General features: G+C 68.8%; 17 protein-coding genes. 8 read left to right on the top strand and 9 right to left on the bottom strand.

The genetic code is table 11. The annotated features are described in order from the left end of the window. From RT323_RS09150 to dnaA, 4 genes are all read right to left on the bottom strand, one after another. A partial coding sequence (locus RT323_RS09150) for an AAA family ATPase (protein ID WP_313407360.1) occupies positions 1 to 649 on the bottom strand: 649 nt, incomplete at its 3' end. A gap of 109 nt (positions 650 to 758) precedes the next feature. Next, on the bottom strand, positions 759 to 1,661 hold the full coding sequence (gene gnd / locus RT323_RS09145) for a phosphogluconate dehydrogenase (NAD(+)-dependent, decarboxylating) (RefSeq protein WP_313407357.1): 903 nt from the start codon (positions 1,659 to 1,661) through the stop codon (positions 759 to 761). 25 nt (positions 1,662 to 1,686) lie between these two features. Further along, positions 1,687 to 2,832: a DNA polymerase III subunit beta gene (gene dnaN / locus RT323_RS09140; RefSeq protein ID WP_313407354.1), complete on the bottom strand. Its 1,146-nt coding sequence runs from the start codon at positions 2,830 to 2,832 to the stop codon at positions 1,687 to 1,689. Positions 2,833 to 3,162: 330 nt separating this feature from the next. Next, the gene (dnaA, locus tag RT323_RS09135; RefSeq protein WP_313407351.1) at positions 3,163 to 4,644 is read right to left on the bottom strand and encodes a chromosomal replication initiator protein DnaA; all 1,482 of its coding nucleotides are present in this window, start codon (positions 4,642 to 4,644) and stop codon (positions 3,163 to 3,165) included. 415 nt (positions 4,645 to 5,059) lie between these two features. On the opposite strand from dnaA, the gene rpmH reads away from it, so the two are divergent. The 8 genes from rpmH to RT323_RS09095 all read left to right on the top strand — a co-directional run bounded on the left by rpmH (position 5,060) and on the right by RT323_RS09095 (position 9,734). Beyond that, positions 5,060 to 5,197, top strand: a complete 138-nt coding sequence (rpmH, locus tag RT323_RS09130) for a 50S ribosomal protein L34 (protein ID WP_078699619.1) — start codon at positions 5,060 to 5,062, stop codon at positions 5,195 to 5,197. 6 nt (positions 5,198 to 5,203) lie between these two features. Beyond that, positions 5,204 to 5,554: a ribonuclease P protein component gene (rnpA, locus tag RT323_RS09125; RefSeq protein ID WP_313407344.1), complete on the top strand. Its 351-nt coding sequence runs from the start codon at positions 5,204 to 5,206 to the stop codon at positions 5,552 to 5,554. Beyond that, complete coding sequence (gene yidD / locus RT323_RS09120) at positions 5,551 to 5,802, top strand: membrane protein insertion efficiency factor YidD (RefSeq protein ID WP_313407341.1); 252 nt, start codon at positions 5,551 to 5,553, stop codon at positions 5,800 to 5,802. The genes rnpA and yidD overlap by 4 nt, the downstream gene beginning before the upstream one ends. Further along, complete coding sequence (gene yidC / locus RT323_RS09115; protein ID WP_313407339.1) at positions 5,787 to 6,779, top strand: membrane protein insertase YidC; 993 nt, start codon at positions 5,787 to 5,789, stop codon at positions 6,777 to 6,779. Before yidD ends, yidC begins: the two co-directional genes overlap by 16 nt. Beyond that, positions 6,772 to 7,236: a R3H domain-containing nucleic acid-binding protein gene (locus RT323_RS09110; protein WP_313407337.1), complete on the top strand. Its 465-nt coding sequence runs from the start codon at positions 6,772 to 6,774 to the stop codon at positions 7,234 to 7,236. The genes yidC and RT323_RS09110 overlap by 8 nt, the downstream gene beginning before the upstream one ends. Further along, on the top strand, positions 7,233 to 7,844 hold the full coding sequence (gene rsmG, locus RT323_RS09105) for a 16S rRNA (guanine(527)-N(7))-methyltransferase RsmG (RefSeq protein ID WP_313407334.1): 612 nt from the start codon (positions 7,233 to 7,235) through the stop codon (positions 7,842 to 7,844). The genes RT323_RS09110 and rsmG overlap by 4 nt, the downstream gene beginning before the upstream one ends. A 145-nt stretch (positions 7,845 to 7,989) precedes the next feature. Beyond that, on the top strand, positions 7,990 to 8,838 hold the full coding sequence (locus RT323_RS09100) for an AAA family ATPase (protein WP_313407362.1): 849 nt from the start codon (positions 7,990 to 7,992) through the stop codon (positions 8,836 to 8,838). Continuing rightward, positions 8,835 to 9,734, top strand: a complete 900-nt coding sequence (locus RT323_RS09095; protein ID WP_313407331.1) for a ParB/RepB/Spo0J family partition protein — start codon at positions 8,835 to 8,837, stop codon at positions 9,732 to 9,734. The genes RT323_RS09100 and RT323_RS09095 overlap by 4 nt, the downstream gene beginning before the upstream one ends. 67 nt (positions 9,735 to 9,801) lie before the next feature. Here the strand turns inward: RT323_RS09095 and trxA are convergent, their stop codons facing one another. The 5 genes from trxA to RT323_RS09070 form a co-directional block, all read right to left on the bottom strand. Continuing rightward, positions 9,802 to 10,128, bottom strand: coding sequence for a thioredoxin (gene trxA / locus RT323_RS09090; RefSeq protein ID WP_313407329.1), 327 nt, complete (start codon positions 10,126 to 10,128; stop codon positions 9,802 to 9,804). Between the two features lie 27 nt (positions 10,129 to 10,155). Further along, positions 10,156 to 11,130, bottom strand: coding sequence for a thioredoxin-disulfide reductase (trxB, locus tag RT323_RS09085; RefSeq protein ID WP_313407326.1), 975 nt, complete (start codon positions 11,128 to 11,130; stop codon positions 10,156 to 10,158). Positions 11,131 to 11,207: 77 nt separating this feature from the next. Next, entirely contained in the window at positions 11,208 to 12,800 is a 1,593-nt protein-coding gene (locus RT323_RS09080; protein WP_313407323.1) for a protein kinase domain-containing protein, read from the bottom strand. Positions 12,801 to 12,851: 51 nt separating this feature from the next. Then, a complete protein-coding gene (gene murJ, locus RT323_RS09075) occupies positions 12,852 to 14,495 on the bottom strand; it encodes a murein biosynthesis integral membrane protein MurJ (protein WP_313407321.1) in 1,644 nt (547 codons plus the stop codon). Continuing rightward, on the bottom strand, positions 14,488 to 16,539 hold the full coding sequence (locus RT323_RS09070) for a DUF6049 family protein (RefSeq protein WP_313407318.1): 2,052 nt from the start codon (positions 16,537 to 16,539) through the stop codon (positions 14,488 to 14,490). Before RT323_RS09070 ends, murJ begins: the two co-directional genes overlap by 8 nt. Positions 16,540 to 16,547: the final 8 nt, after the last annotated feature.

Genomic DNA, 16,547 nt, shown 5'->3' with positions numbered 1-16,547 from the left:
CCGCGACGTCGCGGTAGGCGTCGGTCGCGTGCGGCGCCAGGGCGTCGAGCAGCGCCAGTCGGGCGGCGACCAGCTGGCCGCCGGTCCGCGCCAGGTTCTCGTCCCAGATGTCCAGGGTCGAGATCTCGACGTTGGCACGCCGGCCGGCCGTCTTGAGCAGGGTGTTGCGCTGCTTCAGGACCCGGTCGTAGTCCGCCTTGACCCCACCCAGGCGCGGCAGCCGCATCACGATCAGGTGATCGAGGAAGTGGCGACGGTCGGACGGGTCGCCCTTCACCAGCGCCAGGTCCTCGGGCGAGAAAAGCACCGTACGGGCGATGCCGACGATGTCGCGCACGCGTGGCAGCGGGTTGCCGTTGACCCGTGCGCGGTTCGACTTGCCGGGCGTGATCTCCATCTCGAGCAGCGCCGAGCGGTCCTCGCGCTGGAGCTGGGCCCGCACGATCGCGCGCGCGGCTCCGGCGCGGACGAGGGGAGTGTCCGAGGAGACCCGGTGCGAGTCGAGCGTGGCGAGATAGTCGATCGCCTCGACGAGGTTCGTCTTGCCCTGGCCGTTGGCACCGATGAACGCCACCGGTCCGGCACGCAGGTCGATCTCGACCGAGCCGTACGACCGGAAGTCGGCCAGCTCCAATCGGGTCACGTGCATGGGCTCAGCCTACGGCCGACCAGATGTGTAGCGGTGTCCACCCGTTTCGGCCGATTTCGAGGCTGAATCCGTGGACAGCGCTACACATCTGGGTCGCCGGCGCGACGACTCAGGCCGGGGGGACGTCCGGGCTCTCCTCGGCGGCGCGGACGGCGTGGCCGCCGAACTGCTGGCGCATCGCGGCGACGGCCTGCATCGCGGCCGACTCGTCCTGGCGGGACACGAACCGTGCGAACAGGGACGCGGCGATCGTCGGAGCGGGCACCGCGTTGGCGATCGCGGCCTCGACGGTCCAACGCCCCTCGCCGGAGTCCTCGGCGTAGCCACGGACCTGCGACAGGCCCGGATCGTCCTCGAGTGCCTTGACCAGCAGGTCCAGCAGCCACGAGCGGACGACCGTGCCGACACGCCACGAGTTGAGCACCTCGGTGACGTTCTCGACCATGTCGACGGCCTCGAGCAGCTCGTAGCCCTCGGCGTACGCCTGCATCATCGCGTATTCGATGCCGTTGTGAACCATCTTGCTGAAGTGGCCCGCGCCGACCCTGCCGGCGTGGACGAAGCCGTTCTCGGCATCGGGGCGCAGGGCATCGAACGCCGGCTGCACCTTGGCGACGTCCTCGGCCGAGCCGCCGGCCATCAGGGCATAGCCGTTCTCGAGTCCCCACACACCGCCGCTGACACCGCAGTCGACGTAGCCGATGTTCTTCTCGCCCAGCTGCGCCGCGTGGATCTCGTCGTCGGTCCATCGCGAGTTGCCGCCGTCGACCACCACGTCGCCCTCGGACAGCAGCTCCTTGAGCTCGGTGATCGTGCTGTGCGTCGGTTCGCCGTGCGGGACCATCACCCAGACGACCTTGGGGTTGGGGAGCTGCTCGACCATCTCGGCGAGCGACCCGACGTCGCTCAACTCGGGATCGCGGTCGTAGCCGACCACGGTCAGGCCGGCATTGCGCATGCGAGTGCGCATGTTGCCGCCCATCTTCCCCAAACCGACGAGTCCGATGTGCATGCCGCCTCCTGACGTCGTGGCGCTATCAGTTCTGAAGTCGAACCGGCATGATCAGGTAGCGGAACGCGCCATCGGGATCCGCTCCCACCTCCGCGACTCCGGACATCGCGGCGGGCTTGGTGTGCTGCGTGAAGGACAGGTGCACGACCGGCTCGGTCATGACCGACAACCCCTCCAGCATGTAGCTCGGGTTGAAACCGATCGAGATGTCGTTGCCGTCGATCGTGGCCTCGACACTCTCGGACGCTTGGGCGTCGTCGCCGCTGCCGGCCTCGAGGAGGACCTGGCCCTCCGAGAACGACAGTCGCACAGGCGTGTTGCGCTCGGCAACCAGGGCGACGCGCTTGACGGCGTCGACCAAGGTCTGGGTGCCCACGTACGCGACCGTCTCGGCCTGGGCCGTGAACAGCTGTCGCACGCGGGGGAAATCACCTTCGAGCAGGCGCGTCGTGGTGCGTCGGACGCCGCCGCCGACCGTGCCCTCGAAGCCGATGAGGCCGTCGCCGGTGTCGCTCGTGGAGACGGCGATGGTGATGTCGCCGCCGGCCGTGAGGGCCTTGGCGGTGTCGGAGAGCACACGGGCCGGGACCAGTGCGCGGGCCGAGATGTCGGTGACCTCGGGGTACCAGGTCAGGTCGCGCAGGCTGGCGCGGAAACGGTCGGTCGCCATGAGCGAGATCGTCGAGCCCTCGAGCTCGAGGCGGATGCCCGTCAGCAGCGGCAGCATCTCGTCGCGCGAGGCCGCGGCGCTGGCCTGGCCCACGGCGGTGGCGAAGTCCTCGGCCTTGATCGTGCCGGACGACGTCGGCATGTCGGGCAGCTGCGGGTACTCGTCGACCGGCATCGTCGAGAGGCTGAAGCGAGCGCTGCCGCAGGTGACCTGGACCTTGGTGCCGTCGTGGACGACGTCGACGGGCTTGCCGGCCGGCAGCGCGCGCACGATCTCGGCGAGCAGGCGACCCGAGACCAGCGCCTTGCCCTCGTCGCGGATCTCGGCGGGCAACGTGGCGCGCGTCGACGTGTCGTAGTCGAAGCCGGACAGGTGCAGCTCGTCGCCGGACGTCTCGAGCAGCAGTCCGGTGAGGACCGGGACGCTCGGACGGGTCGGCAGGCTGCGCGCGGTCCAACCGACTGCGTCGGCGAGGGTGTCGCGATCGATGCGGAACTTCACGTTGCTGGAGCCTCTCGTTTCGTCAAACGAATCCTGCCACGGTGAGCGGTCTTCCACACCCAAGGGTGTTCGTGACTTCTGCTCGATTCGTGGTCTTAGTACTTGTCGTCGTCGTAGTAGGTGCTGTGGATCCTGTGGACAACCACCGTTTGTGCTGGTGGGAGCCCTGCGGGCCCGTGGATGGAGTTGTGAGTGTGGCACTGGGGGGACGAGCGGCGCCTGTGGATTGTTGTCATTGGTTCACACCTGATTCACAAGCCCGCCGTCTTGGTGCACCGCTGGAGGGCGGTCATCCACATGCTCGTCCCCAGATGTGGGAGAAGGATCGAGTCAGGACTGCCGTGCCTGCTGACGGATCCGGGCCGTCAACTCGGTGACCTGGTTGTAGACCGCGTGCTTCTCCGACATGAGCTTGCGGATCTTGCGGTCGGCGTGCATGACCGTGGTGTGGTCGCGGCCGCCGAACTCGCTGCCGATCTGGGGCAGGGACATCTCGGTCAGCTCACGGCACAGGTACATCGCGATCTGGCGGGCCAGCACGAGGTTGCGCGAGCGGTTCGGGCCGCACAGCTCCTCGATCGTGTACTCGGAGTAGGCGGCGGTCTGGGCCATGATCATGCCGGCGGTGATCTCGGGGTCGTCGCCCTCGGCGATCAGGTCCTTGAGCACGATCTGCGCCAGCTGCAGGTCGACGGTCGTCCCGTTGAGGTTCGCGAACGCCGTGGCGCGGATCAGGGCACCCTCGAGTTCACGGATGTTGGTCTGCACCTTGCTCGCGATGAACTCGAGCACGTCCGCCGGTGCCGTGAGCTTCTCGGTGGCGGCCTTCTTGCGCAGGATCGCGATCCGGGTCTCGAGGTCGGGCGGCAGCATCTCGGTCTGCAGGCCCCAGCTGAACCGGTTGCGCAGGCGCTCCTCGAGCGTGCGCAGCTCGGCCGGCGGGCGGTCCGAGGTCATGACGATCTGCTTGTTCTCGTTGTGGAGCGCGTTGAAGGTGTGGAAGAACTCCTCCTGCGTCGCGTCCTTGTTCTCGATGAACTGGATGTCGTCGACGAGGAGCACGTCGATCTCGCGGTACTTGCGTCGCAGGGCGGGCGTGCGGTTCTCGCCGATGGCGTTGATCACGTCGTTGACGAACTCCTCGGAGCTCACGTAACGGACGCGCGAGGACGGGTAGAGGTTGATCACGTAGTGACCGATCGCGTGCAGCAGGTGGGTCTTGCCCAGGCCGGAGTCGCCGTGGATGACGAGCGGGTTGTACGCCTTGCCCGGTGCCTCGGCCGCGGCGACGGCGGCCGCGTGTGCGAAGCGGTTCGACGAGCCGATGACGAAGTTCTCGAACTGGTACCGCGAGTTGAGTCGTGCCTCGGCCACGTTCGCCCGGTGGGAGGGGCCGCCCTGCGTCGTGGTGGGCCGGCTGACCCAGCTGGGAGTCAGGGAGTCGTCGTCCTCGTCGTCCTCATCTTTGTCCATAAGTCGACTTGTGGACGAATCGACAAGGGGACTCGGGTCCTCGGCGACCGTGGCATGCGTCGTCAGGGGATCGGGGGTGTCGTCGATGACTTCAGGATCGATCGTGACGACGAGGCGGACGTCCTCACCGGCCTGGGTCGTGAGCGCCTGCTCGAGAGCGGGACGCACGCGCGACTCGAGCTGGGCGCGCGAGAGGTCGTCCTGGACCGCGACGATCAGGATCCCGTTGTGCAGCGAGAGCGGCTTGGCCGCGTAGACGAAGACCTTGGCCCCCGGCGAGAGTGAGGCGACCGATTCGCGCCATACGGACTCCAGGTCGAGGTCATCCACGTCGCGCACCGCACAGCCTTCCTCCCGCCGTTCAGACAGGACGTCCCGAGTTCATGGCGATGACAGGGGACGTCACCACCGGCGTTTGTTCACACTGTTGTCCACATGCTGTGTACGAGTCGAGGCGATCGCACGCCCGAGCGGGGGTGGAAGCCTGTGGATATCCCGCGACGCTAGCAGCCTCGTCCGTGCGCTCACAACCGAGTTGGGGGATTTGTGCGTGGGCTTCGGCGTGTCGGGTGGACCCGCCCCGTCGCGGCACGGTAAGACTTGCGACTTTGGGTCGGTTTGACCGAGTCAGGCCACCCCCCGTACCGTAAAGGGGTCGTCTCGAACGACGTCTGCCGCGTGCCCATGAACAATTCCGGTCGTGGGCGAGCGGTGGCCCCTCCATCTGGCCACGATCCGTACCGAAGGACCTCTTGTGAGTAAGCGCACCTACCAGCCGAACAACCGTCGTCGCGCCAAGAAGCACGGCTTCCGCCTCCGCATGCGCACGCGTGCCGGTCGCTCGATCCTGGCGGCCCGTCGCCGCAAGGGTCGCGACAAGCTCTCGGCCTGATTCCCCGTGCTGCCGCGCGTGCACCGCATGCGCGACGGTGAGGTGTTCCGCCAAGCGATGCGTCGCGGTGGAAAGGGCGTGCAGCCCGACCTCGTCGTCCACGTGGGTGGACCTGTCGAACCGACGGACGTCACGTCCGTCGGTTTCGTCGTGTCCAAGAAGGTCGGTCCCGCGCACGATCGCAACCGGGTGAAGCGGCGCCTGCGCCACCTCATGCGCGATCGGCTCGAGACCGTCCCCACGGGATCGCGCATCGTCGTTCGTGCCCTGCCGGGTGCGGCGGACCGGCGTGCGGCAGAGCTCGGCGGCCAATTGGACCAGGCGATCGCGACCGCGGCGTCGCGGGTCCGGCGATGATGCGCCGGCTCGTGGTGCTGTTGTTGCGCGCCTACCGAGCGATCATCAGCCCGATGTACGGGCAGGTGTGTCGCTATCACCCCAGCTGTTCGGCATACGCTCTCGAGGCGGTCGAGACGCACGGCGCCCTGAAGGGCTGCTGGCTCGCGATCCGTCGTCTGGGCCGTTGTCATCCCTGGGCGTCAGGCGGATACGATCCCGTGCCTGCCCGCGCCCGTGAACGAGGAGAAGCATGTTCGACTTCCTAGGCAGCATCGGTGGCGCCATCATGACGCCGCTGTACTACTTCGTGTCGGGGATCATCCTCGGGTGGCACTGGCTCTTCGAGCAGATCGGGATGGACCCCGACGGCGGCTGGACCTGGGTCCTGTCGATCGTCGGCCTGACGATCACGATCCGGGCCATGCTGATCCCGCTGTTCGTCAAGCAGATCAACTCCAGCCGCAACATGCAGCTGATCCAGCCGCAATTGCAGGAGCTGCGCAAGAAGTACGGGCACGATCGCGAGCGATTCGCCCAGGAGCAGATGAAGCTGTTCCAGGAGACGGGCACCAACCCCTTCTCCTCCTGCATGCCGCTGCTGCTGCAGATGCCGATCTTCTTCGCCCTGTTCCGGATGATCGACCAGGCGTCCCGCAAGGGTGCCGAAGGCGCGAAGGGCTTCCTCACCGCCGAGCACGCCGAGTCGATCGCCAACGCGCAGTGGCTCGGCGGAAAGATCGCCGACACCTTCTTGTCCAGCGATCACCTCGAGACGAAGATCATCGCGATGGCCATGGTCGTGGCCATGTGCGCCACGCAGTTCTTCACGCAGAAGCAACTGATGGCCAAGAACATGCCGCCGGAGGCGCTCAACGGCCCCTTCGCCCAGCAGCAGAAGATCCTGCTGTACGTGCTCCCGGTCGTCTTCGCCGTCTCGGGCGTCGCGTTCCCCCTCGGCGTCCTCGTCTACTGGACCACCTCGAACCTGTGGACCATGGGCCAGCAGTTCTACGTCATCCGCAACAACCCCGCTCCGGGTACGCCCGCCTTCAAGGCCAAGCAGGACCGCGACCGGGCGAAGGGCAAGCTCGTGCAGGACGATCCCGTCCTCAAGGCCAAGTCCGAGATCGAGGAGCAGCAGGCTCGCCGCCAGCAGCCCAAGAAGCAGACCCGCGACCAGCGCCGCAAGGGCGGCGCTGCGCCGAAGCCGACCAAGCCTGCCAAGGAGGATTCCGATGAGTGACATCGATCTGGAGCGTGAGGGCGACATCGCCGCGGACTTCCTCGAGGAGCTCCTCGACATCGCCGACCTGGACGGCGACATCGACATCGACGTGGACGGCGACCGCGCCGCCGTCGAGATCATCGGTGGAGACCTGGGCCACTTGGTCGGTCGCGACGGTGAGGTTCTCGATGCCCTGCAGGAGCTCACGCGGTTGGCGGTCTACCGCGAGACCGGTGCCCGCAGCCGCCTGATGCTCGACATCGCTGGTCACCGTGCCGCGCGCAAGGCTTCGCTCGTGAAGATCGCCGAGGAGGCCATCGAGCAGGTGAAGTCCGGCGCGGTGCCGCTCAGCCTCGATCCGATGTCGCCGTTCGAGCGCAAGGTCATCCATGACGCCGTTGCCGAGGCGGGTCTGCGCAGCGAGTCCGAGGGCGCAGGCCCCGACCGTCACGTCGTCGTGCTCCCGGCCGAGTGACTGTTTCACGTGAAACGGCAGCGTTCGGTGAGCGCTTGCCGGTGGCCCGGCGGTACGCCGACATTCTGGCGACCGCAGGTGTCGAGCGCGGGCTGATCGGCCCGCGCGAGGTCGACCGCCTGTGGGACCGTCACCTGCTGAACTGCGCAGCACCCGTGGTGCGGGTCCCCCGTGACGCGACCGTCGCTGATGTCGGCGCTGGAGCCGGGCTGCCGGGAATGGTGTGGGCGATCGCCCGCCCGGACCTGCACGTGACCATGGTGGAACCGCTCCTGCGGCGCACGACCTTCTTGGAGGAGGCCGCCGAAGAGCTCGGTCTCGACAACGTGACTGTGCTGCGGTCTCGCGCTGAGGACGTCACGCAGAAGTTCGACGTCGTGACGGCGCGTGCCGTGGCTGCACTGGAGAAGCTCGCCCGCTGGTGCATGCCGCTGGTGAAGCCGGGTGGACACCTCTTGGCCCTCAAGGGCCGTAGTGCGTCCGAAGAAGTGGAGCGTGCGCGCGCCACCCTGGGACGACTCCGTGCCGGCGATATCGTGGTGACGACGTACGGGGAGGACTGGGGACTCGAAGTTCCCACCACCGTCGTCGAAGTCCAGCGCCGGTGAGAACCCGTGGAACAGCCGATGTTCCACGTGAAACATGACAGGAGCCGTAGTGACGATTCCGACAGCCGCTGACTTCGCCGACGAGCCGATGGACACCGCCGTGTCGACCCCGCTCGCGGATCAGGCCAGCTATCACGTCGAGCTCATGGAGCGCGTCGAACGCGCGGGCCGCTACCAGCGCCCGGCGTCGACGCGTGTGTTCGTCGTCGCCAACCAGAAGGGCGGCGTCGGCAAGACGACGACGTCGGTCAACTTGGCGGCATCGATGGCGGCGCGCGGGCTCAACGTGCTGCTGATCGACCTCGACCCCCAGGGCAACGCGTCCACGGCGGGCGGGATCCCCCACGCCTCGGGCACGCCCGGGACCTACGAGGTGCTCCTGGACGAGATGCCGATCGAGAACACCGTGCAGTACAGCCCGGACGTACCGTCGCTGCGGGTCGTGCCGGCGACGATCGACCTCGCAGGAGCTGAGATCGAGCTCGTCGGACTCGAACGACGTGAACGGCGCCTGCGCGAGGCGATCGACCGTTACCTCGCCGGTGCCGGGGCGGACGTGGACTACGTCTTCATCGACTGTCCCCCGTCCTTGGGCCTGCTGACGGTCAATGCCATGGCCGCAGCTCGCGAGGTGCTGATCCCCATCCAGTGCGAGTACTACGCGCTCGAAGGACTCAGCCAGCTCCTGAAGAACATCGAGCTGGTGCAGCAGCACCTCAATCGCGACCTCGACGTCTCGACGATCCTGCTGACGATGCACGACGCCCGGACCAACCTCTCGTCCAGCGTTGCGGCTGAGGTGCGAGGGCATTTCGGCGATCGTGTGCTCTCCACCGCGATCCCCCGGTCGGTGCGCATCAGTGAGGCGCCCGGCTACCAGCAGAGCATCATCACCTACGACCCCAGTTCCACCGGTGCGTTGTCGTACCTGGAGGCGGCCCGCGAGATCACCGAGCGCGGTGCGGCCAGTGTCGATCAAGGAGTCTCGTCATGAGCAATCCCCGTCCTGGTCTCGGTCGCGGCCTGTCCGCGCTGATCCCCACCTCGCCGGCCCAGGCGAAGGAGTCCGGTCTCACGGAGGTCGCAGGCGCCCGCCTGCGCGACATCCCCGTCGGCCAGATCTCACCGAACCCGCGCCAGCCGCGCACGGTGTTCGACGAGGAGGCGATGTCGGAGCTGGTGCACTCCATCAAGGAGATCGGTCTGCTGCAGCCGATCGTCGTGCGCCAGACCGGCCCGGAGGCCTACGAGCTGATCATGGGGGAGCGGCGCTGGCGCGCCCACCAGAAGGCGGGTCTCGAGACCATCACCGCGGTTGTGCGGGAGACGACTGACGAGGACCTCCTGCGCGACGCGCTGCTGGAGAACCTGCACCGGTCCGAGCTCAACCCGCTGGAGGAGGCGGCGGCCTACCAGCAGCTGCTGGAGGACTTCGGCTGCACCCAGGAGGAGCTCTCGTCGCGGATCGGGCGCTCTCGGCCTCAGATCACGAACACGATCCGGCTGCTGAAGCTGCCACCTGCGGTCCAGCGGCGTGTGGCGGCCGGTGTGCTGTCCGCAGGCCACGCGCGTGCTCTCTTGGCGGTCCCGAACCCCGACCTGCAGGATCGGCTGGCGGTCCGCGTCGTGGCCGAGGGCATCTCCGTGCGTCAGCTCGAGGAGATCGTCCGCTTCGGCGACGAGGAGGCGACTCCCGCGGCACGCAAGCTCTCGACGCGTCCCAGCTCGCCACGGGTGGCCGAGCTGGGCCACCGGCTGTCCGAGCGCTTCGACACGCGCGTGAAGGTGGACTTCGGCAAGTCCAAGGGCAAGATCATCGTCGAGTTCGCGACCATCGGCGACCTCGAGCGCATCGTGGACCTGATGGACCCCACGCCGAAGACCGAATAGGCAGCAACAAAACAATAAGGCCACTTGTCGACAAATCGACAAGTGGCCTTATTGACGAAACGGTGTGTCAGGCGACGAACTCCGAGAGCTCGGTCAGGATTGCCGACTTGGGGCGGACACCGACGATCGAGCGGACGAGCTCGCCCTGGTAGTACAGGTTCATCGTCGGCAGGCCCGTCACGCGGTACTGCGCCGGCGTGACCGGGTTGGCGTCGGCGTCCATCTTGACGATGGTCAGCGCGCCTTCCTTCTCGTTCGCGATCTCCTCGAGGATCGGCGCCAGCTGGCGGCACGGACCGCACCAGGCGGCCCAGAAGTCGACGAGGACGGGACCCTCGGCCTTCAGGACGGTGGTTTCGAAGTCGGCGTCGGTGACGGCGGCGATGTCAGCCATGGTTCTCCTCGGTGGTGGGGTGGGTGGTCATTCGGTCAGGGCGGAGGCCGGTGCCGGCATGCCGGCGGCCTCGAGGTCGGCCAGGAAGCGCTCCGCGTCGAGGGCGGCCTGGCAGCCGGTGCCGGCAGCGGTGATCGCCTGGCGGTAGATGTGGTCGACGAGGTCGCCGGCCGCGAACACACCGCGCAGGTTGGTCGCGGTCGAACCGGGCTTGGTCAGGACGTAGCCCTCGTCGTCGAGATCGACCTGCCCGGTGAGCAGTTCCGAGCGCGGGTCGTGCCCGATCGCGATGAACAGGCCGCTGACGTCGAGCCGCCGGGTCTCGCCCGTGACGGTGTCGCGCAGGGTGACGGCCTCGAGCGCGCCGTCGCCCAGGATCTCGGCGACCTCGCTGTTCCACGCGAACTCGAGCTTGTCGTTGTTGTACGCGCGCTCGGCCATGATCTTGCTGGCGCGCAGCTCGTCGCGACGGTGGATGAGCGTGACCTTCGAGCCGAAGCGGGTCAGGAACAGCGCCTCCTCGACGGCGGAGTCACCGCCGCCGACGACGGCGATGGGCTTCTCACGGAAGAAGAAGCCGTCGCACGTGGCACACCAGCTGACGCCGTGGCCGGACAGCGCGTCCTCGCCGGCGATGCCGAGCTTGCGGTACCCCGAGCCCATCGCCAGGATCACGGCGTGCGCACGGAACGTCTGGCCGTCCGCCAGCGAGACCGTCTTGATGTCGCCGGTGAGGTCGACCGAGGTGACGTCGTCCGCGACGAGGTCGGCACCGAAGCGCTCGGCCTGCGCCCGCAGGTTGTCCATGAGCACCGGGCCCATGATGCCGTCGGGGAAGCCGGGGAAGTTCTCGACATCGGTCGTGTTCATGAGCGCACCACCGGCCGTCACGGAGCCCTCGAAGACGAGCGGCTTCAAGTTGGCGCGTGCGGCATAGGTCGCCGCCGTGTACCCGGAGGGGCCGGAGCCGATGATGATGAGGCTGCGAACGTCGTCTGTCATGGAAGAAATGCGCTTTCGATCGGGGTTCACGTGGTTCAACGGAGTCTAGGTGCTGCTTGTTCCCGGCTGGCGGGGTCTCATCGACCCCGGACCGTCGCCTGCCGGATCTCGCCCCGGTACTCACCGTCACCGACCGAAGGCAGGGACCGCAGCCAGATCACGACGTAGCGCGTGCGGGTCCGGGCGGGGAACGCCACCGAGACGTCCTGGCCGGCTCCGTTGAGTGTGGTCATCTCGCGGAGGCCGGCGATGTCGCTCGGCGGGGTGGAGACGGTGGACGGCGCGGTGAGGATCGACAGGTCGGTGGGGGTGCCGCCCATCGTCAGTCGCAGCTGCTCCACCTCGCGCACGCGACCGAGGTCGAGAATCAGCCCGACACCGTCCTTGAGGCCGCCCAGGTCGGCGCGACCGAAGTACGTGCTCGTGGTCCAGCCGGTCGCCGGGTCGTCGTCCATGACGAGATCCACCTGCTCGGGGTTCTCGCGGCCGTCATCGCTCTGCGGGTCGAAGTCGATCACGCGGTCGATCGGCAGCACCCGCACGGGTGTGTCAGGGGGAGCCTGCGAGAACGGATCGCCGACCCGTCCCGACTCGCGTCCCACCAGGAACGCCAGGACGACGAACAGGACGATGGCCGTCACCAGCGCGAGCAGGACGAGCGCGCGGTCGCCGTGCGTCATCGACTGCAGGCGGGAGCCGAGCCGCTCGCGGCGCGTGGGGGGCTGGGGATCGAAGGCCTTCGGACGGCGCCGGGGCGGCTCCAGGCCCGGCGGCGGGCCGGACGGCTCGACGACGGGGGCGAGCCGCAGCAGGTCGGGCGACGTGACGTCGTACCCGAGGGGCTCGTCGAAGTGATCGTCGTCGAGGTCGCCGGCCTCGTACAGCGCACGAGCGATCTCGTCCGCCGTGGTGAGCGGGTCGCGGTGACGGTGAGGCTCCAGGATCCGGTCACAGATGAGGTCGACGTCGCGCAGGACGCCCGCGCGGACCTGCTCGACGACTGGCCCCGGATCGAGCGTCGGCTGCAGGAGATGCCCGTGCTCGGTGGGGGCCGCCCGCAGCCCGTCGACGTGGCCGCCGGGCCACCGGCTGACGAGGCACGCGTAGAGCAGCTTGCCCAGCGCCGTGACGTCGGCGGCGCGGTAGGCGGCCAGGTCGTCGTCCGAGTCCTGGTGATCTGCGGGCGCGAGGGCCGTGGCGACGCCGAGCCCCACGATGCGGACGGCGCCGGACTCCTTGAGCAGCACCTGGTGCGGCGTGAGGCGACGGTGCACGAGGCCGCGGTCGTGCGCGTGCGCGATCGACTCGGCGACCTCGGCGACGATGGCGGCCGCACGGCGGTTCGGCAGTGGGGACTGCGCCAGGAGCCGGCTGAGCGGCGTGGCCTTGGCCCATTCGCGGACGACCACGTGCACACCGTCCTCGTCCTGCAACAGGTCGAGCACGCGCAGGAACCGGTGGTCGGTGACGGTGGTCGACAGGCGGGCCGCCTCGAGGAAGTTCTGACCGCGGGGATCGTCCGCCGGCAGCAGCTCGACCCGCACGTTGCGGTGCAGGATCCGGTCGACGCCGCGCCAGTTCGACGCCCCCAGGCTCTCGCTCACGAGGTCGGCGAGCTCATAGCGGGAAGCGAGCACGTCGCCGGAGACGTGTGGTCTCCGGTCGCTCATCGATCCTCCTCGGCACAGCCCGCACGGCGCGGAGCCTCCATCGTACGTGCGTCAGCCGCGGCGCAGGACCGTGGTGACCACATACCGCAGCTCCTCGATCCGCAGCAGCCGGGAGACGAGCACGGTGGTCGCCGCGCCGGCCAGGCCGACCAGGACGAGCTCGCCCGCGGCTGAGATCGGTGACAGCTCGCCGCCGTCGACGAACGTGGTCCAGGCCCAGCGTCCCGCCAGCATGACGGCGGCGGTGGCGAGGCACGTGATCGCGAGGCGCACGACGAAGCGCACCGTCTCGTGGTCGGCGAGCGAGCCGATGCGCCGTGACAGCAGGGTCGCCGAGACGGCGAGGCCCACGGTGTACGCCAGTCCGTAGGCCAGGGCGAGACGGGTCGAGACCTCGATCGGCGGTGCGTTCCGTGTGACCAGCACGGCCAGGCCGATGTTCGTCGCCGCGATGACGGCCTGGATCCAGAACGGCGTCCTGGTGTCCTCGAGCGCGTAGAACCCGCGCAGGACGATGTAGTGGACGCTGAACATCACCAGGGCGAGGGCGAAGGCCGAGATCGTGGTGCCGATCGCGTCGGTGTTGCCTCGGGCCGCACCGAAGCCGGCCAGGACGGACGCCACGGGCAGGCCGAGGCACGCGATCGCGACGCCGATCGGGGCGATCAGCATGAGCGCGAGACGCAGGGTGCGCGCGAGCTCGAGGCGCATCCGGCCGAAGTCGTGGTCGGCGGCCCGCGCCGCGAGCGTCGGGATGATCGCAGTGGCCAGCGAGACCGTGATGACGCCGTGCGGGACCTGGCTGATCAGGAAGCCGACGTCGTAGACGACCTGGCCGGCGCTCGAGACGCCCTGCTTCTTGCCCTCGATGTCGGCGCCGGACGCGAGGCGCACGATGACGAAGTAGGCGATCTGGTTGACGACGATGAACGCCAGGGTCCACGCACCGAGGCACAGGGTGTGGCCCAGGCCGACCCCTCGGAAGTCGAACCGCGGCCGGTACCGGAAGCCCACCTGGCGCAGGAACGGCACCAGCACCAGCGCCTGGACGGCGATGCCGAGCGTGGATCCGAGGCCCAGCAGCCACGCCTCGCCGGTGCTGAAACCGTCGGCCGCGCCGGGAGGGGCCACGCCGAAGACGACCGCGTAGGCCCCGAGCACCGCGAGGGCGACGAGGTTGTTGATGATCGGCGCCCACATCATCGGCCCGAAGCGCTGGCGCGAGTTGAGGATCTGTCCCACCAGGACGAAGGCGCCGTAGAAGAACACCTGCGGCACGCACAGCACCATGAGCAGGTATGCCGACTCGCGCTGGCGGGTGAACTCGTCGGTGAACATGTCGGCGCCGAACAGCAGCCGCAACAGCAGTGGCACGGCCAGCATCAGGGCGATCGTCGCGAACCCGAGCACCAGCAGGCCGAGCGTGATGATCCGGTTCGCGTAGGCGTCGCCGCCGTCCGCATCGTGCTTCATGGCGCGCACGAGCTGCGGCACGAGCACGACGTTGAAGATGCCGCCCGCGACCAGGATGTACAGCGAGTTCGGGATCGAGTTGGCGACGTTGAAGATCGAGCCGTTCAGGGCCGAGCCGACGACCGCGAGCAGCACCAGTGAGCGCAGCAGGCCCGTGATCCGCGAGACGATCGTCCCAAGCGCCATCCAGGCGCTGGCCCGCGCGAGGTTCGGGTCACTCATCGACGTCCTCGAATCCCTCGGCATGCGCGGCGGCGGCGCCGCGGCGACGGCGACGGCCGAGGAAGCGACGGGCCCACGTGGCCACGACGAGCAGCCCGGCGGCGCCCATCGTGATCCAGACGATCAGGCCGACGTTGCTGGAGCGGATGTTGAACACGGCCGAGTCGCCGAAGCCGACGCCGCTGGCGGTGGCCAGTCGGGCGGTGACGGTGCTGGAGGTCTGGTCGCCCAGGTCCACCTCGACGGTGACGGTGTGCCGTTCGCCGGGATCGATCTCGACCGCCGGGATGTCGCCGAGATCGAGCGAGGGGTTGTCCGCGTCGAGGCTCAACCCGACCTGGACCGTGCGCTCCGTGTCGTTCGCGATGGTCAGCGGGAAGCCGCCGCGGTTGCTGGACAGCGTGATGGTCGACGGGCTGTCGATCGAGATCCCGGCCAGCTGCGACTCGACGCTCGCGAGCTGCGCGTCGACCTTCTCCAGCAGCTTCGCGGGCTCGGAGCGCCATCGCACCGAGAGGTTCTCGACGACATCGCGCGACAGGTCCTGGCGGTCCTCCTCGACGACGACCTCGTGGAGCCGGGTGACGTTCTCGGCCAGGGTGGCGATCCGGTCCAGCGCCGTGGGTGACAGCGAGCGCGTGTCGACGTCCTCGGGGACGTCGCCGGTGTAGGTGCTGGGGGCGGCGCGGATGAGGTCGGCGGCCGTCACGGAGCGGGTCAGCCCGGCGCTGCCCCGGGCGGTCACGGCACGGGAGACGATCGACCCGCCGGTGAGCCCGGGATTCCAGCTGGGATCCACGATGGTCAGGGCGTCGGCACGCGACCCGGAGTCGCCTTCGCGCGACAGGACTCCCAAGGCGGCGTCCGTCAGGATCCGTTGCCGGAGCGTCACCGCGGTCTCGACCCCGGGGGTGTCCGGCAACGAGCCGTTGACCAGCAGTGGCAGGGGGCCACTCGTGGTCTCGAGGTTGACGATCGAGCCGAGTCGCGGCTCCCAGTCCGGGACGCTGCGACGCGACACGAGCGTGGGCCCTTCGCCGCGGGTCCGGATGTCCTCGAGCATGCCGCGGGTGGTCCCCGAGATCGTCGGCCAGCTCGCGCGCGATCCGGTGAGGGCGTGCGCCACGAGGGCTGCCGACGTGGCGGCGTCGACCTGCTGCCAGAGCGTCTCGGCGTTCTCGGGGTAGCGATTCAGCGCCAGCTCGTCGGGGCGGGCGTAGGACACGATCCACGTCGTGGAGTCGAGGGCGAGCTCGCGCAGGTCGGCCAGCCACGTGGCGACCGCCTCGGCCTGGTCGTCGCTGATCTCGACGCCCTCGGGCCGCGTGTCGGGATCGACGAGGCGTCGCAGCTCGTCGAGCAGGGACGGGTCGAGCACGATCGTGCGCGCTGCGCGGGCCGTGGTGCGGGCGGCGTCGAGGTAGTGACGCAGCTGTCCCTGCGTGACCGAGTCGGCGACCTCCTGCCAGTCCGGGTCGACGACCGGCCAGGTCGGCGTGAAGGGCCAGACGAGTCCGGCCGGGACGGGCGGCGCGGAACGCTCGACCCACGGCAGGAAGGTCGTGGCCCGCGCGACGGCGGCGTTGGAACGGTCTCCCTCGTCGTCGGTGGCCAGCACCTGGACGCCCACGGGGTACACGCCGCCGGGACCCGCCAGGCCGAGTCGCGACACGGGCACGCGGATGTCGAAGCGCACGGACGCACCCGGAGCCAGGTCGCCGACCTCGTCGAACGAGCCGACGTCGACGACGCGCTCGCCGGTGTAGGCCTGACCGTCCTCGATCGCCGTCCGGATCTGCTCGCGCGTCTGGAACGGACTGCGCGGGATGACGAGGTAGGCCTGGACCGAGGTCCAGGGCGACTCGCCCGTGTTGCGGATGACCCCGCGCATCCGGATCGTCGCGTCCCCGGAGAGCTGCGAGGGCGAGAGGGCGTCGATCCGTACGGCGAGTGAGCCGTCGGACGCGGTCGCCTGCGTGCCGGGAGTGCCCACCACGAGTGACACCGCGACCACGAAGGCGGTGAGCCAGGCGCGGATCGTCACCACGTCAT

Origin of the sequence: Aeromicrobium sp., from assembly GCF_032084975.1 — a bacterium.
Classification (GTDB): Bacteria; Actinomycetota; Actinomycetes; order Propionibacteriales; family Nocardioidaceae; genus Aeromicrobium.
This window is presented reverse-complemented; position numbering and strand designations above follow the sequence as displayed.